Origin of the sequence: Spiroplasma endosymbiont of Polydrusus pterygomalis (assembly GCF_964030635.1) — a bacterium.
Taxonomy (GTDB): Bacteria; Bacillota_I; Bacilli_A; order Mycoplasmatales; family Mycoplasmataceae; genus Spiroplasma.
The window spans coordinates 1,575,896-1,599,180 of sequence record NZ_OZ034909.1; the positions used below are offsets into that span (position 1 = coordinate 1,575,896).

The window sequence follows — 23,285 nt, forward strand, 5'->3', positions numbered from 1 at the left end:
AAGAATCCTAATTATTATTTCTGATATGCAACCATTATATTTATTAGTAGCAAAACAAACAAGTTCTACTTTATATGCCACTAAAACTAGGACAAATCCTGATGCCAGTTATCGAAAATTAAATAAAATTAGTAAATTACAAGCAAGTCTTAAAGAAGCCTTAATTCATTATCATGGTTTAGGTTTTACTAACATTCAAAATTATTTAAATCTCTGAAAATGAAAATACCAACACAAAGATTTAACACCAAACCAACAAGCAACGGTATTATATTTTAACATCTAAAAAAGTTAAAGAACAATAATAATCTTCCATCAAATTCGTTTTCAAATTGTCATATTGATGATTTTTTTTATTTTATCAAGAGTTTCGAGGTAGCGTGTAAAATGTTGGGGAAAAGTTTTTAGCATTAAGTTCTAATAATAATTAGAAACTATTTTCTTTAAAAGAGTTTTAGTATTTGATAATGTAGAAGCGGTGAATATTGGTAAGTTATATTGTTTAACTTCTGGATTATTCATCTTTTTAAATATTCATCTTCAAGTAATTTGTTCATTTTTTACTTGAAGATTTTTAATTTCTGTTAGTTCTTGAAAGGGATTAATCCCATTAGCTGTCAATTGTTTTAATAACATTACTTTGTAAATCGTTTTTTCATTAAATATTTTTGGTTTTGAACGAAACATTACTTTAATAATTCGAGCAATATAACTTTCAATGCGACAACCAATATTTTCTTGATATTCTCATTTTTGAATTGCTCCATAGTATGTTCTTAAATAATTAGATATTTCTTGTAACTTTCCTTTCGCTTCTTCGGTTTTAACAAGCTGATAAGCTCATTCAAGGTATTTTGTAACCTTGTTTCAGTTTAATTTTAGAATTGCTTTTCTAATTTTATTAAATAAATAACGTTTATAATATCGTGGACCACGGAGACAATCTTTAATTTTTTTAATAACATGGAAACGATCAATGATAAATTCAACATTGATGTGTTTTTCAACCGTTGAAATATATTGTGCACCATCAACCAAGCACAATAATTTTAGCTGTCTCGGGTGATTCATAATTTAAGTTAATAAATTCTTTAATTCCTTGTCAGTATTTTTTAGAGTTAATTTTTTTAACTTCATTAGTCATTGTTACTAGAAATTTGACATTATGCATTGTTTTTCGTATTGTTTTAGGATCTTTATAACCAGTATGAAAGACGGTTAAACGGATTCTTTTCTTAATTTTTAATCGTTTTTTGATTTGATAACTAATGGCGTTGCGATATGCTTCATCGGTTTCAATATAAATAACCCCATCATGTTTTAGTTTTGTATCTGGTTCATCTAGCATTAGTTCTAACAAATGTTTAATATCAAACCGTTTAATAAGGTTAAAAATTGTTTTTTTGTTATGTTAGCATTCCGATACATATTACAAATATCTTGATAACTAAAATTTATGCCTAATTTGCTGATTATTTCTAACGAAAAATCATAATCAAGTCGCTGATAACTTTCAATCCCTAATTGAATATCAAGTAAAAAGACCGTTTTTGGTTTTTTTGCCCCTTGAAATTCTGGTTTTAAGATATATTTTCCTCGTTTAAAAGTAACTTCACCATTACGAAAAACCAAAGTTCGTTGATAAAATCCTTTTGGAATATAACGTGCTTTGCGTCAATCCTTATTAAAAATATAGTTATCAATATATTCAAAAATATTTTTAAATAGTATTCAAGCTTCAGAACTAATTTCATTGTTTAAATAGGATAATAGTGCTGTAATAGGGATATTGGGGCTAATTTAATTAATTAAATCAATAAAAGAGTTATTATTTTCGTTTAAAAAATCTTGGATTCTATTTATAATATTCATAGGATAGTTTTCTTTCTAATTTTTTTCAAACTTAATTATATTGAAAACTTTCTTTTTTATTTTCCCCAACTTTGGCAACGCAATCAGTTTTCGACAAAATTAAAGAATAAAGTTGTTTTTTTGCTGTTTATTGTTATAATTAACAAGGCATTTATTATAAGTTTTAGAATATGTTTAAATGTGGTAGTAATGGTAACATTACGTTTGAACCACAGCGAGAATTTGAATAAAAGGAGGAATTGCTCGTGGCAAGAATTACAAGAATTGAAAAATTAGAATTTAACGCAGGACAAGCAAAACCAGGGCCAGAGTTAGCTTCATTAGGAATTAACATGCCGCAGTTTTGTACACAATTTAACGATGCAACAAAAGACCGTATGGGTGATGTTGTTCCCTTTGTTATTACTGCTTTTGATGACAAAACATTTAAATTTGAATTAAAAACAACCCCAGCAGCGATTTTATTAAAAAAAGCAGCTAAAATCCAAAAAGGATCAGCAAAAGCAAAAGATGAAAAAGTAGCAACAATTTCAGCAGATGAAGTTCGCAAAATTGCGGAATATAAAATTGTTGATTTGAATGCAAATGATGTTGAAGCAGCAATGCATATTATTGAAGGAACTGCTCGTAATATGGGAATTGTTGTTGAAGGTATGCCAAGTAAGAAGGAGAAAAACTAAGGATGGCAAAATTTGGAAAAAAATATAACAAAGTTGCTGAGTTAGTTGATAAAAATAAGGTATACCCAATTGTAGAAGCGATTGAATTAGCAAAACAAACTGCAACAACAAAATTTGATTCAACAGTTGAAGTCGCTTTTAACTTAAATGTTGATCCTCGTCATGCTGACCAACAAATTCGGGGGGCAGTTGTGTTACCAAAAAGAACTGGAAAAACACAACGAATCTTAGTTTTAACAAACAATAAAGAAGGTGATGCAAAGGCAGCTGGTGCTGACTTTGTTGGAGGTAAAGATTTAATTGAAAAAATTCAAAAAGAAAATTGATTTGATTTTGATGTTATTATTGCAACACCAGATATTATGGCTGAACTAGGAAAAATTGGGAAGTTATTAGGACCAAAAGGGCTAATGCCAAACCCTAAAACTGGAACAGTTACGCCAGATGTTACCAAAGCAATTGGTGATGTTAAAAAAGGGAAAGTTGAATACCGTGTTGATAAGAATGGAAACATTCATTCAATTATTGGAAAAGCATCATTCAAAGCAGAAGATTTAAAAGCTAATTACGATGTAATTTATGAAATAATTCGTAAGGTCAAACCTGCTGCTGTTAAAGGAGCATATATTAAAAATATTGCTGTAACAACAACAATGGGGCCAGGAATTAAAGTTTTAATTGAATTATAATTAATAAAAAAACTAACGAATGTTAATTTTTACGAGGGCATAGATTATTCGGTTGATGATGTCTTATTTAAATAAACATTTATCTATTAAAATAAAACTAACTAAGAAAAAGATAAATTTGTCTTTTTTAACTTTTTCATAAAATTCTAAAAATTTATCATCTGTTTTCTTTAATTTTGTCGAAAAATTTTGATAAAGTCAAAAACCCAATAAAACCTTTATTTTATTGGGTTTTTGACTTTATCAAAATTTTTCGACAAAATTAAAGAAAACAGATGATAAATTTTTAGAATTTTATGAAAAAGTTAAAAAAGAAGCAGAATTAATCAAAAAACAAAAACGCTTAAATGAAATTGATCAAAAATTTAGAGATAAAGGTATTAAATGCCCTAATTGCAAATCTTATCATTGTGTTAAAAATGGCCATAATCCCGAAGGAAAACAAAAATATTTATGCAAAAAATGTCGGGCTAGTTTTGATGCTTTTCGTCATCATTTTACTTATTGAAGTCATTTAAATTATGAACAATGAAATTTATTAATTCAAATTTCATTGTTAGGACAATCTAGTAAAGTAATTTCCCGTTTTATTAAAACAATACCCAAAATAGCTTGATATAATCGTCAAAAATTAATGCAATCAAAACAATTATAAAATACTCAATTAAAATTTAAAAAATTAAATGGCCAAATAAAAATTGATGAAACATTTATTAAAGAAATCCATAAAGGTAATTTTAAAGATAAATTTGATAAACGAAAAACTCATCTTGATCCATTTTCCACTAACAGTAAATGTTGTATTCAAATGGCGGTTGATACTAATAATAATATTTTTGTTCAATCCACTAATATCAAACGATTACAAAAACAGTGAATTATTGAAAATATGAATACAAAATTAATTAACAAAAATTCCATTATTATTTCTGATATGCAACCATTATATTTATTAGTAGCAAAACAAACAAGTTCTACTTTATATGCCACTAAAACTAGGACAAATCCTGATGCCAGTTATCGAAAATTAAATAAAATTAGTAAATTACAAGCAAGTCTTAAAGAATCTTTAATTCATTAGACTTCTTGCGATACCTTATTATTTATGCTTAAAAAGCAATTAAAATTTTTAAAAATTATTATTTTAAAGTTTAATTTAATTTTTTTATTTTTGTTAGTATCGTAAGAAGTCTATTATCATGGTTTAGGTTTCACTAACATTCAAAATTATTTAAATCTCTGAAAATTGAAAATACCAACACAAAAGTTTAACACCAAACCAACAAGCAACGGTATTATATTTTAACATCTAAAAAAGTTAAAGAACAATAATAATCTTCCACCAAATTCGTTTTCAAATTGTCATATTGATGATTTTTTTATTTTATCAAGAGTTTTCTAAAAAATTAAAGATTTTCTACAAAATTAAAGAAAATCTAGCACAATAATTAATTCTTAGATATAATAATAAAAGAGAGTGGGTTATTAATGAAAATAATTGTTAAAGATGAGATAGGAACAAAACTTTTAGCTGAAAAAATTGCACCATTTTTACATCCTAATTTATGTTTATTATTAGAAGGCCCATTAGCTGCTGGCAAGACGACTTTTACTAAATATTTATTACAATTTTTAGGAGTAACTGAACCAGTTACTTCACCAACTTTTTTGATTATGCAGCAATATACAACAAAGGACGACATTGGTGTTAATCATATGGATTGTTATCGCTTAGCCGGGTTAGAACCGCAAGAAGAATGGAAAATGTATTTTGACTATTTTTCCGATCGGATTAATATTATTGAATGACCAGCGTTAATTAGTAACCGAATAAGTTCAAAGTATGAGATAATTAAAATTACCATTAAGATAGGAAACGACCAAGAACGCCATTTTAACATTAAAAATAATAATCCGGATTTAACAGCAGCATTAGGAAAAGAGGGATAAGATGTTAAATCTATTTATTGATACTAGTACTGATTTATTAATTTTAATTTTAGAACAAGACGAGAAAATTATTGGCCAAGTCCACCATAACAATTCTCGTCGTCATACTGAAACAACTTTACCAACCATTATGCAGTTATTAAGTGAACATCAATTAAAACTGCAAGATATTAATAATTTTTATTTAACGTCTGGACCAGGTAGTTATACTGGTGTCCGGATTCCAATGACAATTGTTAAAACTATTAAAGTAATTAATCCATCGGTTAAAATATATACGATTAATATTTTAATTTACCAAGCGGGGTTAGATAATGTTATTTCAATGCTTGATGCACGGGGTGGAAAACATTATTTTGCGGTAGTTAGTAATGGAACAGAAGTAATTCCAAGTCAAGTGCTAGATTATGAAACGTGTCTTGAAATTACCAAACAATTTCCAGGTTATGAATTTCGTTGTGATTTACAAGCCGTGGATTTAGGGCAAAATTATCTTGCTCTAAAAAAACATTTTCGTTTAGTTGACGATATGACAACCTTAGAACCACAATACTTGAAAAAGGACTGAAGTTAAATGGTTACTTTTAAACCAGTAAATAATAGTGATGGGTTAATATTATTCCTATTAGAACAGGAAAACTATCCACAGTATTATTACAAATACCGTAATTTAATTGATATTATTAATAGCCCGAATTATCTTGTTTATAAATTAATTGTGAAAAATAATCTTTATGGTTATTTTATTTTAATGCATAGTGGGTAAAATTTAAAATTAATCTTTAATTTTGTATAAAACTCTTGGTATTTTAATAAAACCTTGATTTTATTGGGTTTTTAATAAAATGTATTTCTTGCAAATCTCTATATTTTATAAGGGTTTTTGACTTTATCAAGAGTTTTCGACAAAATTAAAGGAATTAATTAGGTTAACAATTAAACAAAGATATCATCACCAAGGGTGCACCCAAAAAAGTAAGTAAAGAAAAAAAGTCTTTGCTAACTTTAAAGGAGGTGCATTTTTATATGGCAAGAAAAGGACAAAAATTTAATAAATATACAGCAGATTTTCGAAAAAGGATAGGACAAGAGGTTAAAAATAATAGTATAAGTTTTATTGCAAAAAAATATGCAATTAATAAAAAAAGTGTTGCTTCATGGTATGAAAATTTTAAGAAAGGAATTTTAAACACCAATAAAGGTCCAAAAGAATCATTTGAAAAAAGAGATTTAAACTATTACAAAGTTAGGTATGAATTACTAAAAAAGCTTCATGATTTTTACAATTAAATAAAAGAAAAATTGTATTTTTTATCAAAGAAAACCTTAATAAATATCCACTAAATTTATTACTTGATATAACAGATTTAAAGCGTAGTTATTGAGATAAATATAAAAATTATTCAAGTAATGGTAAGGATAGTGAACCATTAAAGAATATTGTAAAAGTCTATGAAGAAAATTTAAAACAATTTGGTTATCGTCGAATTACCAAATATTTAAAAGAAGATTATGGCATTGTTTATAATGCTAAGAAAGTATTACGAATTATGAAAGAAAATAATATTCAAGCTGAATATGTAAAGCGTATGCGTAGAAAAATATTAATAAAACAAAATAGAAATAAAAATATAATTAAATATCCTGATTTAGTAAATCGTAATTTTAATGATATTAAAGAAAGATTTTCAATTTTATTTACTGATGTAACTTATTTAATTTGAAATGGTAAAAAACATTATCAATCAACAATAATTGATGGATATACTAAAGAAATTATTGATGTAAAATGATCAAAATTTAATAATAACAAACTTGTAATTGATAATTTAAATGCTGCAATTAATAAAATTAAAAAAATAAAAAAAGATCTAAATAAAACAATAATTCATTCATATCACGGATATCAATATACATCTAAAGATTATAATAGTAAATGTTTAGATAACAAAATTATAATTTCAATGGGTAAAAATTATCATTGTGCAGACAACATTATTATTGAAAGTTTTCATTCATTACTTAAAAAAGGAACAATCCATAATAAAAATTATAAATCTCATAATGAATATATTAATGATGTTAAAAAATGAAATAAATGATATTCAAACCAAAAAGAAAAAGATATAATAAATGAAAGTTTGTAAACCTTTTTATTAATACTTACTAAACAGGGTGCAGTCTATAGTTGGTGTTGGATATTTTTTAGAATAAATAATCATGCAATATTCTTTATCTTTAAAAATAAAATTATTAGTTGGCATTGGATTTGTTTTTTCTCAAAAATAAAAATCAAAATTCATATTATTTTTATAAATTCAATCTAAGTAATTTTTTATTTGTCTTCTATTCATTCAAATTAACATAAATTTATTTTTTGAAATTCTATAAAATTTATCTAAATAAGTATTTATATCAAATGAATTATGTGAATTATTATCATATATAGCGTTAATATATTTATTTATACTTTTTGATATTTCGCTATAATTTATTTGTTCTTTTTTTCTTGTTGGTAAATCATATAAATAAGGTGGATCAGTTAATATTAAATCAACGCTATCATTTTCTAATGTTTTGACAAAAGATAAAGCATCATTATTTATTAACTTACCTAAATTAGTCTTAAATTCTTTCATTAAATTATCATCCTATTTTTTATTTAACTAAAATTATTAAATATTTTTTTAGCATTGCAATGTTTCTCCTAACTTTATATATTAATAATAATCTAGAAAAATTTTTATTTATATATCTCAGTTAAAAGAAACTGTGCATTTTCTCTGTTTCAATTAAATTAATCTATAATTATGGTTTTATAAATAAAAAAACTATTTTAGTAAATGGTTTATTATTCTTATTCAATTTCTTATTTTTTTCAAAACCCTTATTTTTTTATACGACCAAAAATGCATCGGAATGTTTTGATTCCGCATAAAAAAACAAAGAAAAAACCTTTAAATAACGAATAAAAACAGCATAATAAACTAATTTCACAAATGAGAATCGTTATTGAAAATGTTTTTCTATCCTTAAAAAATTTAAAATTATTACTGAAAAATATCGCAATCGTAGAAAAAGATTTGCTTTAAGATTTAATTTAATTGCTTCAATCTATAATTTTCAATTGTTATTATAAATAAGACAAGAAGTTGAATGAAAATTGTCCTTATCTTGTGATAATTTCGTAATAGTTATCTAGCAAAAATTTCGCAACCATTTAAAATTAAAAATGGTGATAACAATGGAAAGAAAACTAACAATGAAAGAACAACATAAATACAAAACAATTGAAAAAATTATTAACAATAAAATATCAAAGCAAAGAGCTGCAAATATTTTACACTTATCAATTCGTCGCATTGAACAACTTATAAAACTTTATGATCCACAAAATAGTCAATCATTTGCTCACCATTCTCGTGGAAGGATAGCTCACAATAAAACAAATCCACAAATTTGTGAAAAGATTATAAATTTATATAAAACTAAATATATTGGCTTTAATTTTACTCATTTCAAAGAAAAATTAATCGAAAATGAAGGAATAAACATTTCATATTCAGTTTTATACAAATTAATGTCCTTAAATCAAATTAAAACACCTCGAAAGCAAAAAATAAAGAAAAAAGATAAAACCCACCCTTTAAGAGAACGCCGAAAATGTTTCGGCGAACTATTACAAGCTGATGCCAGTGAACATCATTAATTAGGACCAAATGGTCCAAAATGATTTTTACATGGCGCAATTGATGATACAACAAATACGGTTGTTGGATTATATTTTGCTTGTCAAGAAACATTACAAGGTTATTATAATGTTTTACATCAAATTTTACGAAATTATGGAATTCCCATGACATTTTATACCGATAAACGAACAATCTTTACATACCAAAAAAGTAGTGATAAAACCGAAGAAAAAGACACCTTTACTCAATTCAGCCGATGCTGTGATGAATTAGGTGTCGAAATCATAACTACTTCAATTCCCCCAAGCAAAGGGACGAATTGAACGTTTATGAGGCACTCTACAAGATCGCTTGAAAAATGAATTAATTCTCGCAGGAGTAACCACTATTGAAGAAGCAAATACATTCTTAAAAGAATTTATAACCAAATTCAATAAACAATTTGCCATTCCTATTGATTATAACAATTCTGTCTTTGTTGACGCTCCTAATAATGACAAAATTAATTTATTTTATCAATCACTTCAACACGACAAACAGACAATAGTTCATCAATTAGTTATAACAATAAAAAATATATGGCTTATAATAATAAAAAGTTAAAAGTCTTTAATTCAAAAACAAAAATTATAGTAATTAAAGCATTTGATGAAACATTATATTTAAAATATAACAATCAAATATATAATTTATTAGAATACATTCCGGTTCCTATTAAAAATATTGAAAACAAAGTTCCCAAATCTAAAGCACATAAACCAAAACCAAATCATCCTTGAAATAATCAATATACATTACAAACATTATCAATTAAATAATTTTGCGAAATTTTTGCTAGATATTGACAGAAGTTGAATGAAAATTAACTTTAAATAATAAAATCATTTTTTGTTGTGCCAAAATAATGCATCGCTTATAAAAACTATAAGAATTAAATTAATAAGAGGTATAAATTCCTATTTGTATTTTTTTCTTTATGAATTAATTTGCAATGATTATCATAGTATCGCAAGAAGTCTAATAATTGCATGATGGAGATAAGCAGCAGATAACTTTTCATCATCAGTTAAAATTAAATCTGGTTTAACTGTTAACTTGTCAATTGCTTGTTGCATTCCAATAATACTTTGCTTGCTTTGGATTTAATTTTTCAACCATTTCAACGGAAATAATTTCAATTGTATAACTAATTGCAATAGTTATAATTTCAGCAGATAACTTCGCACATTGTAATGCTGTTAACTTTTTACTATCCTTAATTTCAGCATTAATATATTCCGATGGCAAAATTAATGCACTAACAACTAATGGTCCCTCCCGCCAAACAACCCTGGCCCGCTTCATCAGTTCCTGCCATAACAACTGGCTTCGGATATCGTTTTAAAACCTCTTGTTCAAATTTATTAATCAGGTGTTGTTCCGCTTGCTGAGGGAAATTCAAACGACATTAACCCAAATTTGTTATTTCATAACTTGTTGAGAAAGTCAGTAACAATGTTATTGACATTGTCCTCATCAACTTTATGAAAGCGGTTTTGTTGCATTATTAATAATAATTGAAAAAGGTCGCTTTCATCTGTTATTACAAAATTATCCCTTGTTGTCAAATGATATTCTTTTGCCAATAAGGAAAAATAATGTTGCTGCATTCATTTAATTGCTGCTAAACAAATTTCTTCTTTTGGCAAAATGTCTTCTTTAATTGAACGTGTAAAAGCTAAATTTAAAGCTACTTGTGAATCTTCAATTTTTGGTCATAAAATCCCTGGGGTATCAACTAAATCAATTTGCTGATTTAATTTTAATCATTGTTGTCCTTTTGTTACCCCCGGTTTATTTCCAACCCGGGCGGAATTTCGTTTCACTAAGGCATTAATAAAAGTAGATTTCCCAACATTTGGAATCCCGATTACTAATACTTTTACTTTAGGATTTTTAATTCCCCGTTTTTTATTGCGTTCCATTTTTGGGGCACAAACAAAATTAATTTTTTCAATAATTAATTTTGTAATATTAGCATGTTTACTATCTAACGGTAAAACGGCAATTTGCTGTTGCTGATAATAATTAAGTCATGACTTAATCGCAACTGGATCTGCTAAATCTTTTTTATTTAAAATAACTAACTTTGGTTTTGAACCACGTAAGTTATCAACTAACGGATTTGACGAGGAAAACGGAATACGACTATCAATAATTTCAATCAACAAATCAATCAATTTACTTTGTTCGACAATTTGTTTAATTGCTTTTGCCATATGACCAGGAAATCAATGAATATCTGTTGTCACCTTCTTTTCCTCCTTTCGCTAACAATTTTTTAAGTTCTTTAATTTTAAATAAAAATTATTTAATATAATCTTCAACTCATTCCAATGAAACGGCAAGATTTCGCTTCCCTTTTTGAATATCTTCTAAAAATTTAGTTACAAAGAAATAAATTATCAGTTGTTTCCCCATCTGGTAAAGTTAAATTAGTTGTCATTAACTTAATAAATTCTTTAACAAAGTTGATTTACTGATGTTTTTGTTTAAGGACGAACATTAGACTTCTTGCGATACCTGATTATTTATGCTTAAAAAGCAATTAAAATTTTTAAAAATGCTTATTTTAAAGTTTAATTTAATTTTTTTTATTTGTAAATTTTTTTATTTTTGTTAGTATCGCAAGAATCCTATTATATGCTGTTTATAATTTATGCCATCATATAAATTATTAGATGGGTGATGTCTTATTTAAATAAATATTTGGTCATATAAATAAAAATAGGATAGTTTAAAAATTTTAATAAATTATAGTGAATTCATAGTGCTTTTTATAATAATTAATTGATGTTTTTTCATACTTACCCTACTTTTATTTATACGACCAAATATTTATCTATTAAAATAAAAATAACTAAGAAAAAGATAAATTTGTCTTTTTTTAACCATTTTAACTATAGCATAAAATTACAAAATTGCAAACGAAAATAATAATCCTGTCCTTATCTTGTGATAATTTCGTAATAGTTATCTAGCAAAAATTTCGCAACCATTTAAAATTAAAAATGGTGATAACAATGGAAAGAAAACTAACAATGAAAGAACAACATAAATACAAAACAATTGAAAAAATTATTAACAATAAAATATCAAAGCAAAGAGCTGCAAATATTTTACACTTATCAATTCGTCGCATTGAACTAGACTGCACCCAAAAAAGTAAGTAAAGAAAAAAAGTCTTTGCTAAACTTTTAAAGGAGGTGCATTTTTATATGGCAAGAAAAGGACAAAAATTTAATAAATATACAGCAGATTTTCGAAAAAGGATAGGACAAGAGGTTAAAAATAATAGTATAAGTTTTATTGCAAAAAAATATGCAATTAATAAAAAAACTGTTGCTTCATGGTATGAAAATTTTAAGAAAGGAATTTTAAACACCAATAAAGGTCCAAAAGAAAAAAGAGGAAAAAGAGATTTAAACTATTACAAAGTTAGGTATGAATTACTAAAAAAGCTTCATGACTTTTACAATTAAATAAAAGAAAAATTGTATTTTTTATCAAAGAAAACATTAATAAATATCCACTAAATTTATTACTTGATATAACAAATTTAAAGCGTAGTTATTGAGATAAATATAAAAATTATTCAAGTAATGGTAAGGATAGTGAACCGTTAAAGAATATTGTAAAAGTCTATGAAGAAAATTTAAAACAATTTGGTTATCGTCGAATTACCAAATATTTAAAAGAAGATTATGGCATTGTTTATAATGCTAAGAAAGTATTACGAATTATGAAAGAAAATAATATTCAAGCTGAATATGTAAAGCGTATGCGTAGAAAAATATTAATAAAACAAAATAGAAATAAAAATATAATTAAATATCCTGATTTAGTAAATCGTAATTTTAATGATATTAAAGAAAGATTTTCAATTTTATTTACTGATGTAACTTATTTAATTTGAAATGGTAAAAAACATTATCAATCAACAATAATTGATGGATATACTAAAGAAATTATTGATGTAAAATGATCAAAATTTAATAATAACAAACTTGTAATTGATAATTTAAATGCTGCAATTAATAAAATTAAAAAAATAAAAAAAGATCTAAATAAAACAATAATTCATTCAGATCATGGATATCAATATACATCTAAAGATTATAATAGTAAATGTTTAGATAACAAAATTATAATTTCAATGGGTAAAAATTATCATTGTGCAGACAACATTATTATTGAAAGTTTTCATTCATTACTTAAAAAAGGAACAATCCATAATAAAAATTATAAATCTCATAATGAATATATTAATGATGTTAAAAAATGAAATAAATGATATTCAAACCAAAAAGAAAAAGATATAATAAATGAAAGTTTGTAAACCTTTTTATTAATACTTACTAAACAGGGTGCAGTCTAAACAACTTATAAAACTTTATGATCCACAAAATAGTCAATCATTTGCTCACCATTCTCGTGGAAGGATAGCTCATAATAAAACAAATCCACAAATTTGTGAAAAGATTATAAATTTATATAAAACTAAATATATTGGCTTTAATTTTACTCATTTCAAAGAAAAATTAATCGAAAATGAAGGAATAAACATTTCATATTCAGTTTTATACAAATTAATGTCCTTAAATCAAATTAAAACACCTCGAAAGCAAAAAATAAAGAAAAAAGATAAAACCCACCCTTTAAGAGAACGTCGAAAATGTTTCGGCGAACTATTACAAGATGATGCCAGTGAACATCATTGATTAGGACCAAATGGTCCAAAATGATTTTTACATGGCGCAATTGATGATACAACAAATACGGTTGTTGGATTATATTTTGCTTATCAAGAAACATTACAAGGTTATTATAATGTTTTACATCAAATTTTACGAAATTATGGAATTCCCATGACATTTTATACCGATAAACGAACAATCTTTACATACCAAAAAAGTAGTGATAAAACCGAAGAAAAAGACACCTTTACTCAATTCAGCAAATGCTGTGATGAATTAGGTGTCGAAATCATAACTACTTCAATTCCCCAAGCAAAGGGACGAATTGAACGTTTATGAGGCACTCTACAAGATCGCTTGAAAAATGAATTAATTCTCGCAGGAGTAACCACTATTGAAGAAGCAAATACATTCTTAAAAGAATTTATAACCAAATTCAATAAACAATTTGCCATTCCTATTGATTATAACAATTCTGTCTTTGTTGACGCTCCTAATAATGACAAAATTAATTTATTTTATCAATCACTTCAACGCGACAAACAGACAATAGTTCATCAATTAGTTATAACAATAAAAAATATATGGCTTATAATAATAAAAAGTTAAAAGTCTTTAATTCAAAAACAAAAATTACAGTAATTAAAGCATTTGATGAAACATTATATTTAAAATATAACAATCAAATATATAATTTATTAGAATACATTCCGGTTCCTATTAAAAATATTGAAAACAAAGTTCCCAAATCTAAAGCACATAAACCAAAACCAAATCATCCTTGAAATAATCAATATACATTACAAACATTATCAATTAAATAATTTTGCGAAATTTTTGCTAGATATTGACAACGAAAATAATAATCCAAAAAAATTAGATTGCGTTGCCAAAGTTGGGGAAAATAAAAAAGAAAGTTTTCAGTATAATTAATTTTGAAAAAAATTAGAAAGAAAACTATCCTATGAATATTATAAATAGAATCCAAGAGTTTTTAAACGAAAATAATAACTCTTTTATTGATTTAATTAATGAAATTAGCCCTAATATCCCTATTACAGCACTATTATCCTATTTAAACAATGAAATTAGTTCTGAAGCTTGAATACTATTTAAAAATATTTTTGAATATATTGATAACTATATTTTTAATAAGGACTGACGCAAAGCACGTTATATTCCAAAAGGATTTTATCAACGAACTTTGGTTTTTCGTAATGGTGAAGTTACTTTTAAACGACGAAAATATATCTTAAAACCAGAATTTCAAGTGGCAAAAAAACCAAAAACGGTCTTTTTACTTGATATTCAATTAGGGATTGAAAGTTATCAGCGACTTGATTATGATTTTTCGTTAGAAATAATCAGCAAATTAGGCATAAATTTTAGTTATCAAGATATTTGTAATATGTATCGGAATGCTAACATAACAAAAAAACAATTTTTAACCTTATTAAACGGTTTGATATTAAACATTTGTTAGAACTAATGCTAGATGAACCAGATACAAAACTAAAACATGATGGGGTTATTTATATTGAAACCGATGAAGCATATCGCAATGCCATTAGTTATCAAATTAAAAAACGATTAAAAATTAAGAAAAGAATCCGTTTAACCGTCTTTCATACTGGTTATAAAGATCCTAAAACAATACGAAAAACAATGTATAATGTCAAATTTCTAGTAACAATGACTAATGAAGTTAAAAAAATTAACTCTAAAAAATACTGACAAGGAATTAAAGAATTTATTAACTTAAATTATGAATCATCCGAGACAGCTAAAATTATTGTGCTTGGTGATGGTGCACAATATATTTCAACGGTTGAAAAACACATCAATGTTGAATTTATCATTGATCGTTTCCATGTTATTAAAAAAATTAAAGATTGTCTCCGTGGTCCACGATATTATAAACGTTATTTATTTAATAAAATTAGAAAAGCAATTCTAAAATTAAACTGAAACAAGGTTACAAAATACCTTGAATGAGCTTATCAGCTTGTTAAAACCGAAGAAGCGAAAGGAAAGTTACAAGAAATATCTAATTATTTAAGAACATACTATGGAGCAATTCAAAAATGAGAATATCAAGAAAATATTGGTTGTCGCATTGAAAGTTATATTGCTCGAATTATTAAAGTAATGTTTCGTTCAAAACCAAAAATATTTAATTAAAAAACGATTTACAAAGTAATGTTATTAAAACAATTGACAGCTAATGGGATTAATCCCTTTCAAGAACTAACAGAAATTAAAAATCTTCAAGTAAAAAAATGAACAAATTACTTGAAGATGAATATTTAAAAAGATGAATAATCCAGAAGTTAAACAATATAACTTACCAATATTCACCGCTTCTACATTATCAAATACTAAAACTCTTTTAAAGAAAATAGTTTCTAATTATTATTAGAACTTAATGCTGAAAACTTTTCCCCAACATTTTACACGCTACCAAAAAATTATTAGACTTCTTGCGATACCTGATTAGACTTCTTGCGATACTATGATAATCTGGATAGGTTACAATAAGTTGGACCATATTTATGTGAACTTTCAAATAAAATATAATTATGAAGAAAGTAGGAATATAAAAATGGGAAGAAATTCATACACCGATGAATTTAAAAAACAAATTGTTTTACTTTATCAAAATGGTAAAACCATTCTTGAAATTTTTAAGGAATATGGGATGTCAAAATCAGCCGTATATAAGTGAATTGAAAAATTAAATAATTCTGGATCTTTTAAAGCAAAAGATAACCGCACTGTTGAAGAAAATGAACTTGATTGCCTTGCGGAAAGAATTAATCCAATTACGAATGGAAAACGACATTTTAAAGCAAGCGGCACTGATAATCGGCAAAAAATAGAAATTATTAACAATAATAAAGAAAAATATTCCGTGCGAAAAATGGGTCAAATATTAAAGATAGCAAAATCAACATATTACTATCAAATTAATAAATACGCTACGGTTGATGTTAATAATTATGAACAAGAAGTTATCAGTGCATTTAATGCTAGTCGCAAAATTTATGGAGCTCGTAAAATTAAAGCTATTTTAACCAGAAAAGATATTATCTTATCGCGAAGAAAAATTCGCCAAATTATGATTAAAAATCAGTTAGTATCTAAATACACCAAATTAAAATATCGTAATCATAAGTCAATGGTTAATAACGACGAAATTAGCAACGTTTTAAACCGTGAATTTAATAATAAACAACCAAATGAAGTTGTTGTTAGTGATTTAACATATGTTCAAGTTGGTGCTAAATGACATTATATTTGTTTATTAATTGACTTGTTTAATCGTGAAATAATTGGCTATAGTGCCGGGACAAACAAAACATCCCAACTAGCAATAGACCCAAAAAAGTAAGTAAAGAAAAAAGTCTTTGCTAAACTTTTAAAGGAGGTGCATTTTTATATGGCAAGAAAAGGACAAAAATTTAATAAATATACAGCAGATTTTCGAAAAAGGATAGGACAAGAGGTTAAAAATAATAGTATAAGTTTTATTGCAAAAAAATATGCAATTAATAAAAAAACTGTTGCTTCATGGTATTAAAATTTTAAGAAAGGAATTTTAAACACCAATAAAGGTCCAAAAGAATCATTTGAAAAAAGAGATTTAAACTATTACAAAGTTAGGTATGAATTACTAAAAAAGCTTCATGACTTTTACAATTAAATAAAAGAAAAATTGTATTTTTTATCAAAGAAAACCTTAATAAATATCCACTAAATTTATTACTTGATGTAACAAATTTAAAGCGTAGTTATTGAGATAAATATAAAAATTATTCAAGTAATGGTAAGGATAGCGAATCATTAAAAAATATTGTAAAAGTCTATGAAGAAAATTTAAAACAATTTGGTTATCGTCGAATTACCAAATATTTAAAAGAAGATTATGGCATTGTTTATAATGCTAAGAAAGTATTACGAATTATGAAAGAAAATAATATTCAAGCTGAATATGTAAAGCGTATGCGTAGAAAAATATTAATAAAACAAAATAGAAATAAAAATATAATTAAATATCCTGATTTAGTAAATCGTAATTTTAATGATATTAAAGAAAGATTTTCAATTTTATTTACTGATGTAACTTATTTAATTTTAAATGGTAAAAAACATTATCAATCAACAATAATTGATGGATATACTAAAGAAATTATTGATGTAAAATGATCAAAATTTAATAATAACAAACTTGTAATTGATAATTTAAATGCTGCAATTAATAAAATTAAAAAAATAAAAAAAGAGCTAAATAAAACAATAATTCATTCAGATCACGGATATCAATATACATCTAAAGATTATAATAGTAAATGTTTAGATAACAAAATTATAATTTCAATGGGTAAAAATTATCATTGTGCAGACAACATTATTATTGAAAGTTTTCATTCATTACTTAAAAAAGGAACAATCCATAATAAAAATTATAAATCTCATAATGAATATATTAATGATGTTAAAAAATGAAATAAATGATATTCAAACCAAAAAGAAAAATATATAATAAATAAAAGTTTGTAAACCTTTTTATTAATACTTACTAAACGGGGTGCAGTCTACTTCATCGTACATGATACAAATTATAAAAATTGATCATCTGTTAAACTATTTATTAATTCTGCAAGTATTTTTTCCATCAATTATTTACCTCTCTTTATATTAAAAATATACCTAAAATTAGGTATATTTTATAAATATTGATAAAGTCAAAAACCCTTATAAAATATAGAGATTTGCAAGAAATACATTTTATAAAAAACCCAATAAAATCAAGGTTTTATTAAAATATCAAGAGTTTTTGACAAAATTAAAACAAAATTAAAGCAATTTATTAAAAAAATATTTTATTATTAATTTAACAAGATATAAATTTGTCGTTTGTATCTACACAACGCTTAAAAAATAAAAAAAACAATCTCACAAGAATTGTTTTTTGCCGGTTCATCGTACAGGACGACTTAATTTAAATTTAATGGATTGATTGTTTCACTTAAAGGAGCAACGGCCGGATCAGAAATTGGTAACAAGGTACCGATATTCCTAATAAGATGATGGCTGCCACAACAATTCCAACAGTTAATGGTCATGATGCTTTCATAAAGCTACCATAAGAAACTTTTGAAATTGATAAGGCGGCCATTAAAATTGCACTTGTTGGTGAAATTAAATTAATAATTCCATTCGCAAATGAAAAGGCTGTGATTGTTCCCGATGTTAATCCAACGGCAACGCTATTAGCAACTGGTCCTAAAATTGGGAAAACAGTTTGTGCAAAACCAGAACTCGATGGAATAACAAATGAAATAATTAAGAAGAAAAAAAAGGCTACCATAATAAAACCGGTTTTTCCTAATTTTGACATTGGGACTGATAAGCCACTAATTAATTTGGTTTGCATTCCCGTATTAGTCATAATAAAACCAATTCCCGCAGCAAAGGCAATAACTAAACAAACTGATAGAATATCAGCTGAACCATTAATAAAACTATTAACATAGTTTTCTTCACCTTTTCAATTAATTAATGCAATAATAATTGATGCAATGAAGAAGAAAGCGGAAATTTCCATAAATGATCATTGTCCTAATGGTGCAAAGAAATGCGCAATAAACGGAGCATGTTTGCTAACTAACTCGGTAAAATTAACAAAGACTGGAATTCCAAATTTATCTCATCCAATTAAGGAAAAAATCATAAAAATAAAACTTAGCATAAAGATTGCCATAATCGCTTTTCGTTTACCATTATATTCTGGTAAATCATCAATAATCGCAAATTCTGCTTCATAAAAATCTTTTTTATCAAATAATGGTGATTTCCCTGGAGTACGACGCACACGTAAGGCATATCAAACAACAAAAGAAATTCCTCCCGCAGTTAATAATACTCATAAAATAGCTCTTCAAATGATTCCTGTTGTTGATGTTAAATTAGGAACACCAGATGAATCGACAGCAAATTGAATTACAAATGGATTTAAGGTTGACCCAATACATCCAATTCCTGCTCCAAATAAAATTGCCATTACTGCGGTTAAAACATCAAAACCAGCAGCTAATAACACCGGAATAATAACTGGATATAAGGAAATTGTTTCTTCACCCATCCCATAAGTTGTTCCTCCAACGGAAAATAAAAACATTACAATTGGAATAATTCAGATTTCACGGCCTTTCATTTTAGAAACTAAACGGCCAATTCCCGCATCTAATGCTTTCAATTGAATAACAATTCCTAAGAATCCTCCTAGGACTAAAATAAAGACAATAACATCAACTTTATCTTTAAACCCTTGCATTGGGGCTAAAAATAAGTCAAAAATTCCGGCAGGTCCTCCAAGAACTTTTCCATCCGCATCTGTTCATGTTTGCGTTATTCCTGGAATCCAGGAAATTATAATAATTAGCAACGTAATTCCCAATAAAATTGGGAACGCTGTTGGTAATTTAAATTTAAACTTCTTTTTACTTTTTACATCCATTTTTGCACTCCCATCTAACCTTTTTATTAATAATTAATAACCTAAAATAGACTGCACCCCGTTTAGTAAGTATTAATAAAAAGGTTTACAATAGACTGCACCCTGTTTAGTAAGTATTAATAAAAAGGTTTACAAACTTTCATTTATTATATATTTTTCTTTTTGGTTTGAATATCATTTATTTCATTTTTTAACATCATTAATATATTCATTATGAGATTTATAATTTTTATTATGGATATGAATTTGGAGGAAATTTAATTATGGCAGATTTAAAGTTAAATAATCAAATTAAAAACAAATAAAAAAATATAAAAAAGCGAGGTTAATATGATAAAAAGAATTTATTTAAATCGCTGAATTATACTTGTAAGTGCAAGTAAATAAAATTGCAAAAAATCTCATATAAAAATTTTATGATGCTAAGTTTATTTTAGAAAAAATAAAGCAAGGAGTTTTTATATGGGATATAAACATCTTGGCATAGATGAAAGAATTTATATTGAGAATCAATTGAAGTTTAAAATAAAAATTAGTGAAATAGCTAAAAATCTTAATCGAAGTATTAGTACTATTATTCGAGAAGTTAATAGAAATAAAGATAATAATCATTATTTTTCATTAATTGCACAAAATAAAGGAGAAAATAGAAAACAATCACATATTTATTTTAATAAGTTTAAAAATAGAGAATTAGTAAAATATGTACAACAAAAATTATTATTAGGTTGATCACCCGAACAAATTTATGGAAGAATTAAAAATTTTCATAAAGAATGAATTATTAGTTTTAAAACAATTTACAATTGAATTTATTCTGGATTACTTGAAAAAGTTACTAATAAAAATTTAAGAAGAAAAGGTAAGAAACGAAAATATCAAGAAAATCGGGGTAAATTTAATGGTAAATCAATTAAATAACGAAATGCTAATGTTAATAATCGCGTAACTCTTGGTCATTGAGAAGGTGATACCGTAGTATCATCACGAGGTAAAAGTAAATCATGTTTAATAACTTTAGTTGAAAGAACATCAAGATTTACTTTAGCAATATTAGTTTAAAATAGAACTACTAAAGTTATTAACGAAAATATTAGCCATTATTTATCAATTCTTCCAAATAATCTTGTTAAGACTATAACATTTGATCGTGGTAAAGAATTTGCTAATTGACAACAACTTGAAAAAAATTTAAATGTGAAAATTTATTTTGCTAATGCATATTCACCCTGACAAAGAGGTACTAATGAAAATACTAATGGTTTAATTAGAGAAAAATTTCCTAAAAAATTTAATTTTTCAAATACTACTAAAAATGCAGTTCATAAATTTATATTGTCTTTAAACCAAAGACCAAGAAAAATACTAAATTATCTTTCGCCAATCGAATATTTGGTTAGAAAAATAATTTAGTTGCACTTAACTTTACAATTTGGCATTATTTAAAAATTCTCTAAATTTTTTGTACGACTTAAATTTTTTTACGAAAATCATTAATTCTTATCTTTTTTATTATTATGTAAAGAGAATTTAGATTTTTTAGATTTTGATTTAACCGGATTATAAGAAACCTTATCCGGATTATTTGTTTTTACTTGTTTTGTTTTTGTAATTTCGAACGCTTCTGGCGAATTATTAGTTGTTTTAAAATGTGGTTTGCGGACAAATAAATGTTTAATTTTTTGTCCCAAGGAATCGGTATTTTTATTTTTTTTGCTTCGTTTTTTAACTCGTAAAAAATGAAATCCTAATGTTTGTAAAATTTGAATAAAGGCTGAAAAAATTCAGTAAATAGCAACCCCCGACGCAATTGAAATTGTAACTACAAAGAAGAAAACATTCATTACTCCTTGCATAATTAATTGACGTTTACGAGCTTTTTTCTGCTCTTTTGTAATAACTCTTGTTTTTCGAAGGTTTAAAATAGTTGGTAAAATCATTGATAGAATTTGAATTGGTAAATATACAAATAATAAAGCTAAATAAACATAATTTCCACTTGTAATCATATCTCATGGCTTTTCAATTAAAGAAATTTCCCCAATTGTTGCCATTTTTAACTCTCGTGTCGCTCTAACAACAGTATACATCGCAATTAAAAACGGAATTGATAAAAAGGAAGAACCAATTGTTGATAACGGTGAAACTCCTTCTTTCCGGTATAGTTGCATCATTTCCATTTGTTGTTTTTGTTTTGCAGCAGGATCTTTCGAACCCTTATATTTCGCTTGAATTTCTGCTTGTTTAATTTGCATTAACTGCATTTTGTCTTGATTTCGTTGGACTTTTCAACTAAACATTAAAGTAATTAAACGGACAATTAATGAAGTTAAGAATAGCGCTCCAATAATTCCAACTCCATTGTCTAAGCCACCAAAACCATAAATTAAATTAACTAAAATTCAGGCAACAGGAAACAGGAAACATCCATAAAACGGTGATGATGTTTTAACAAAAGCATCAGATCATGTTCTAATTGCTAAATATGGATATTCATATAATTGTCCATTTTCAAAATGAAAAAAGTGTTCTTTTCCGACATTAGCGTATTCTAAAATAATTTCAAAGAAAACTCCTGGTTTATATACTCTTTGACCAGAAACATCTAAAATTTGCGCTGTTCCATACTTTGGAATCATCATCTGTCCACAACCTCATAACATTGATATAATTAAAAAAAGATACAAAGCTAATTTTGTTCATTTTCAGGCAATTGAATATCAAGGTTTTCGTGTTCTTTTCCCGTCTGAGAAAATATAATCACGATAATTCACTATTACGCCTCCTTTTTACATTTTGATTTGCTTTAATAAAACCTCTTTATTAACTAAATAACTATTACTAAAATATGATTTTCTAACAATGATGATTTGATCATAACCTTCTGTTGTAGCAAAATCAAAAGTTAACATACTTCGAATTTGTCTTTTTACTTTATTTCTAACAACGGCATTCCCTAATTTTTTACCAACAGATACTCCAAACCGATGATAATTAAGATCATTTTTTTTAAAATAAATAAAATAAATGTTAGTTTTAATAAAAGAACGATTACTTATTATTTTCTGAAATTCATAATTTTTTTTAACAATAAATTTTTTTTCACATTTCGACACAAATAGAAAAATAAAGTATTTTACCAGCAA

Annotated in this window: 33 protein-coding genes and 2 pseudogenes; 26 read left to right on the plus strand and 9 right to left on the minus strand. The window is 25.8% G+C overall.

What is annotated here, in order from left to right:
* The first annotated feature begins 25 nt into the window (after positions 1-25).
* On the plus strand, positions 26-286 hold the full coding sequence (locus ACQH23_RS10300) for a hypothetical protein (RefSeq protein ID WP_425378254.1): 261 nt from the start codon (positions 26-28) through the stop codon (positions 284-286).
* Between the two features lie 131 nt (positions 287-417).
* On the opposite strand, the gene ACQH23_RS10305 is transcribed toward ACQH23_RS10300, so the two are convergent.
* From ACQH23_RS10305 to ACQH23_RS10315, 3 genes are read right to left on the minus strand one after another with little or no spacing between them, the layout of a single operon-like run.
* Positions 418-1,071, minus strand: coding sequence for a UPF0236 family transposase-like protein (locus ACQH23_RS10305; protein ID WP_425378255.1), 654 nt, complete (start codon positions 1,069-1,071; stop codon positions 418-420).
* Positions 956-1,348, minus strand: coding sequence for a UPF0236 family transposase-like protein (locus ACQH23_RS10310; protein WP_425378256.1), 393 nt, complete (start codon positions 1,346-1,348; stop codon positions 956-958). The genes ACQH23_RS10305 and ACQH23_RS10310 overlap by 116 nt, the downstream gene beginning before the upstream one ends.
* A gap of 5 nt (positions 1,349-1,353) precedes the next feature.
* Entirely contained in the window at positions 1,354-1,632 is a 279-nt protein-coding gene (locus tag ACQH23_RS10315) for a hypothetical protein (protein ID WP_425378257.1), read from the minus strand.
* Between the two features lie 485 nt (positions 1,633-2,117).
* Between ACQH23_RS10315 and rplK the strand changes: the two genes are divergently transcribed.
* The 8 genes from rplK to ACQH23_RS10355 all read left to right on the plus strand — a co-directional run bounded on the left by rplK (position 2,118) and on the right by ACQH23_RS10355 (position 7,338).
* Positions 2,118-2,552 carry a 50S ribosomal protein L11 gene (gene rplK, locus ACQH23_RS10320; protein WP_425378258.1) on the plus strand — a complete coding sequence of 145 codons (435 nt, stop codon included), beginning with the start codon at positions 2,118-2,120 and terminating at the stop codon, positions 2,550-2,552.
* Between the two features lie 2 nt (positions 2,553-2,554).
* A complete protein-coding gene (gene rplA / locus ACQH23_RS10325; protein WP_425378259.1) occupies positions 2,555-3,241 on the plus strand; it encodes a 50S ribosomal protein L1 in 687 nt (228 codons plus the stop codon).
* A gap of 226 nt (positions 3,242-3,467) precedes the next feature.
* On the plus strand, positions 3,468-3,896 hold the full coding sequence (locus tag ACQH23_RS10330) for a transposase (RefSeq protein WP_425378260.1): 429 nt from the start codon (positions 3,468-3,470) through the stop codon (positions 3,894-3,896).
* Between the two features lie 153 nt (positions 3,897-4,049).
* The gene (locus tag ACQH23_RS10335) at positions 4,050-4,322 is read left to right on the plus strand and encodes a hypothetical protein (RefSeq protein WP_425378261.1); all 273 of its coding nucleotides are present in this window, start codon (positions 4,050-4,052) and stop codon (positions 4,320-4,322) included.
* Positions 4,323-4,729: 407 nt separating this feature from the next.
* Positions 4,730-5,191: a tRNA (adenosine(37)-N6)-threonylcarbamoyltransferase complex ATPase subunit type 1 TsaE gene (tsaE, locus tag ACQH23_RS10340; RefSeq protein ID WP_425378262.1), complete on the plus strand. Its 462-nt coding sequence runs from the start codon at positions 4,730-4,732 to the stop codon at positions 5,189-5,191.
* Between the two features lies 1 nt (position 5,192).
* The gene (gene tsaB / locus ACQH23_RS10345; protein ID WP_425378263.1) at positions 5,193-5,765 is read left to right on the plus strand and encodes a tRNA (adenosine(37)-N6)-threonylcarbamoyltransferase complex dimerization subunit type 1 TsaB; all 573 of its coding nucleotides are present in this window, start codon (positions 5,193-5,195) and stop codon (positions 5,763-5,765) included.
* A gap of 452 nt (positions 5,766-6,217) precedes the next feature.
* Positions 6,218-6,481 (plus strand): hypothetical protein, encoded by a 264-nt coding sequence (locus ACQH23_RS10350; protein ID WP_425378264.1) that lies wholly within the window; start codon positions 6,218-6,220, stop codon positions 6,479-6,481.
* A 260-nt stretch (positions 6,482-6,741) separates the two neighbouring features.
* Positions 6,742-7,338 (plus strand): DDE-type integrase/transposase/recombinase, encoded by a 597-nt coding sequence (locus ACQH23_RS10355; RefSeq protein WP_425378265.1) that lies wholly within the window; start codon positions 6,742-6,744, stop codon positions 7,336-7,338.
* A gap of 9 nt (positions 7,339-7,347) precedes the next feature.
* On the opposite strand, the gene ACQH23_RS10360 is transcribed toward ACQH23_RS10355, so the two are convergent.
* A complete protein-coding gene (locus tag ACQH23_RS10360) occupies positions 7,348-7,830 on the minus strand; it encodes a hypothetical protein (protein ID WP_425378266.1) in 483 nt (160 codons plus the stop codon).
* Between the two features lie 392 nt (positions 7,831-8,222).
* Here ACQH23_RS10360 and ACQH23_RS10365 point away from each other — a divergent pair.
* The 4 genes and pseudogenes from ACQH23_RS10365 to ACQH23_RS10380 all read left to right on the plus strand — a co-directional run.
* Positions 8,223-8,330 (plus strand): annotated as a pseudogene (locus ACQH23_RS10365) (IS5/IS1182 family transposase); the annotation flags it as partial.
* A 123-nt stretch (positions 8,331-8,453) separates the two neighbouring features.
* On the plus strand, positions 8,454-8,900 hold the full coding sequence (locus tag ACQH23_RS10370) for a hypothetical protein (RefSeq protein ID WP_425378267.1): 447 nt from the start codon (positions 8,454-8,456) through the stop codon (positions 8,898-8,900).
* Between the two features lie 147 nt (positions 8,901-9,047).
* Positions 9,048-9,320: a hypothetical protein gene (locus ACQH23_RS10375; protein WP_425378268.1), complete on the plus strand. Its 273-nt coding sequence runs from the start codon at positions 9,048-9,050 to the stop codon at positions 9,318-9,320.
* Positions 9,321-9,461: 141 nt separating this feature from the next.
* Positions 9,462-9,701, plus strand: a complete 240-nt coding sequence (locus ACQH23_RS10380) for a hypothetical protein (RefSeq protein ID WP_425378269.1) — start codon at positions 9,462-9,464, stop codon at positions 9,699-9,701.
* Between the two features lie 265 nt (positions 9,702-9,966).
* On the opposite strand, the gene ACQH23_RS10385 is transcribed toward ACQH23_RS10380, so the two are convergent.
* Positions 9,967-10,227 (minus strand): hypothetical protein, encoded by a 261-nt coding sequence (locus ACQH23_RS10385; protein ID WP_425378270.1) that lies wholly within the window; start codon positions 10,225-10,227, stop codon positions 9,967-9,969.
* Between the two features lie 59 nt (positions 10,228-10,286).
* Positions 10,287-11,174 (minus strand): ribosome biogenesis GTPase YlqF, encoded by an 888-nt coding sequence (gene ylqF, locus ACQH23_RS10390; RefSeq protein WP_425378271.1) that lies wholly within the window; start codon positions 11,172-11,174, stop codon positions 10,287-10,289.
* 789 nt (positions 11,175-11,963) lie between these two features.
* On the opposite strand from ylqF, the gene ACQH23_RS10395 reads away from it, so the two are divergent.
* From ACQH23_RS10395 to ACQH23_RS10445, 11 genes and pseudogenes are all read left to right on the plus strand, one after another.
* The gene (locus ACQH23_RS10395; protein WP_425378272.1) at positions 11,964-12,095 is read left to right on the plus strand and encodes a hypothetical protein; all 132 of its coding nucleotides are present in this window, start codon (positions 11,964-11,966) and stop codon (positions 12,093-12,095) included.
* A gap of 45 nt (positions 12,096-12,140) precedes the next feature.
* Positions 12,141-12,404, plus strand: coding sequence for a hypothetical protein (locus ACQH23_RS10400; protein ID WP_425377740.1), 264 nt, complete (start codon positions 12,141-12,143; stop codon positions 12,402-12,404).
* A gap of 260 nt (positions 12,405-12,664) precedes the next feature.
* Positions 12,665-13,261, plus strand: a complete 597-nt coding sequence (locus ACQH23_RS10405; RefSeq protein ID WP_425377606.1) for a DDE-type integrase/transposase/recombinase — start codon at positions 12,665-12,667, stop codon at positions 13,259-13,261.
* A gap of 28 nt (positions 13,262-13,289) precedes the next feature.
* Positions 13,290-14,228 (plus strand): ISNCY family transposase, encoded by a 939-nt coding sequence (locus ACQH23_RS10410; protein WP_425378273.1) that lies wholly within the window; start codon positions 13,290-13,292, stop codon positions 14,226-14,228.
* A complete protein-coding gene (locus ACQH23_RS10415; protein ID WP_425378219.1) occupies positions 14,204-14,443 on the plus strand; it encodes a hypothetical protein in 240 nt (79 codons plus the stop codon). The genes ACQH23_RS10410 and ACQH23_RS10415 overlap by 25 nt, the downstream gene beginning before the upstream one ends.
* A 140-nt stretch (positions 14,444-14,583) precedes the next feature.
* A complete protein-coding gene (locus ACQH23_RS10420) occupies positions 14,584-15,102 on the plus strand; it encodes a UPF0236 family transposase-like protein (RefSeq protein WP_425378274.1) in 519 nt (172 codons plus the stop codon).
* Positions 15,103-15,107: 5 nt separating this feature from the next.
* Positions 15,108-15,800: a UPF0236 family transposase-like protein gene (locus tag ACQH23_RS10425; protein ID WP_425378275.1), complete on the plus strand. Its 693-nt coding sequence runs from the start codon at positions 15,108-15,110 to the stop codon at positions 15,798-15,800.
* Positions 15,801-16,221: 421 nt separating this feature from the next.
* Positions 16,222-17,010, plus strand: a complete 789-nt coding sequence (locus tag ACQH23_RS10430; RefSeq protein WP_425378276.1) for an IS3 family transposase — start codon at positions 16,222-16,224, stop codon at positions 17,008-17,010.
* A 48-nt stretch (positions 17,011-17,058) separates the two neighbouring features.
* Positions 17,059-17,199, plus strand: coding sequence for a hypothetical protein (locus tag ACQH23_RS10435; RefSeq protein WP_425378075.1), 141 nt, complete (start codon positions 17,059-17,061; stop codon positions 17,197-17,199).
* Between the two features lie 296 nt (positions 17,200-17,495).
* Positions 17,496-17,561, plus strand: a pseudogene (locus tag ACQH23_RS10440) (hypothetical protein); the annotation flags it as partial.
* Positions 17,562-17,582: 21 nt separating this feature from the next.
* The gene (locus ACQH23_RS10445; protein ID WP_425378277.1) at positions 17,583-18,179 is read left to right on the plus strand and encodes a DDE-type integrase/transposase/recombinase; all 597 of its coding nucleotides are present in this window, start codon (positions 17,583-17,585) and stop codon (positions 18,177-18,179) included.
* A 469-nt stretch (positions 18,180-18,648) separates the two neighbouring features.
* On the opposite strand, the gene ACQH23_RS10450 is transcribed toward ACQH23_RS10445, so the two are convergent.
* Positions 18,649-20,139, minus strand: a complete 1,491-nt coding sequence (locus tag ACQH23_RS10450; RefSeq protein WP_425378278.1) for a YfcC family protein — start codon at positions 20,137-20,139, stop codon at positions 18,649-18,651.
* A 462-nt stretch (positions 20,140-20,601) separates the two neighbouring features.
* Here ACQH23_RS10450 and ACQH23_RS10455 point away from each other — a divergent pair, with 462 nt between their 5' ends.
* Both ACQH23_RS10455 and ACQH23_RS10460 read left to right on the plus strand, forming a co-directional pair.
* Positions 20,602-21,060 carry an IS30 family transposase gene (locus tag ACQH23_RS10455; RefSeq protein ID WP_425378279.1) on the plus strand — a complete coding sequence of 153 codons (459 nt, stop codon included), beginning with the start codon at positions 20,602-20,604 and terminating at the stop codon, positions 21,058-21,060.
* Positions 21,061-21,249: 189 nt separating this feature from the next.
* A complete protein-coding gene (locus ACQH23_RS10460; RefSeq protein ID WP_425379341.1) occupies positions 21,250-21,552 on the plus strand; it encodes an IS30 family transposase in 303 nt (100 codons plus the stop codon).
* An 80-nt stretch (positions 21,553-21,632) separates the two neighbouring features.
* Here ACQH23_RS10460 and yidC read toward each other — a convergent pair whose 3' ends face one another.
* Positions 21,633-22,781: a membrane protein insertase YidC gene (gene yidC / locus ACQH23_RS10465; RefSeq protein ID WP_425378280.1), complete on the minus strand. Its 1,149-nt coding sequence runs from the start codon at positions 22,779-22,781 to the stop codon at positions 21,633-21,635.
* Positions 22,782-22,928: 147 nt separating this feature from the next.
* Positions 22,929-23,285: a ribonuclease P protein component gene (gene rnpA / locus ACQH23_RS10470; protein WP_425378281.1), complete on the minus strand. Its 357-nt coding sequence runs from the start codon at positions 23,283-23,285 to the stop codon at positions 22,929-22,931.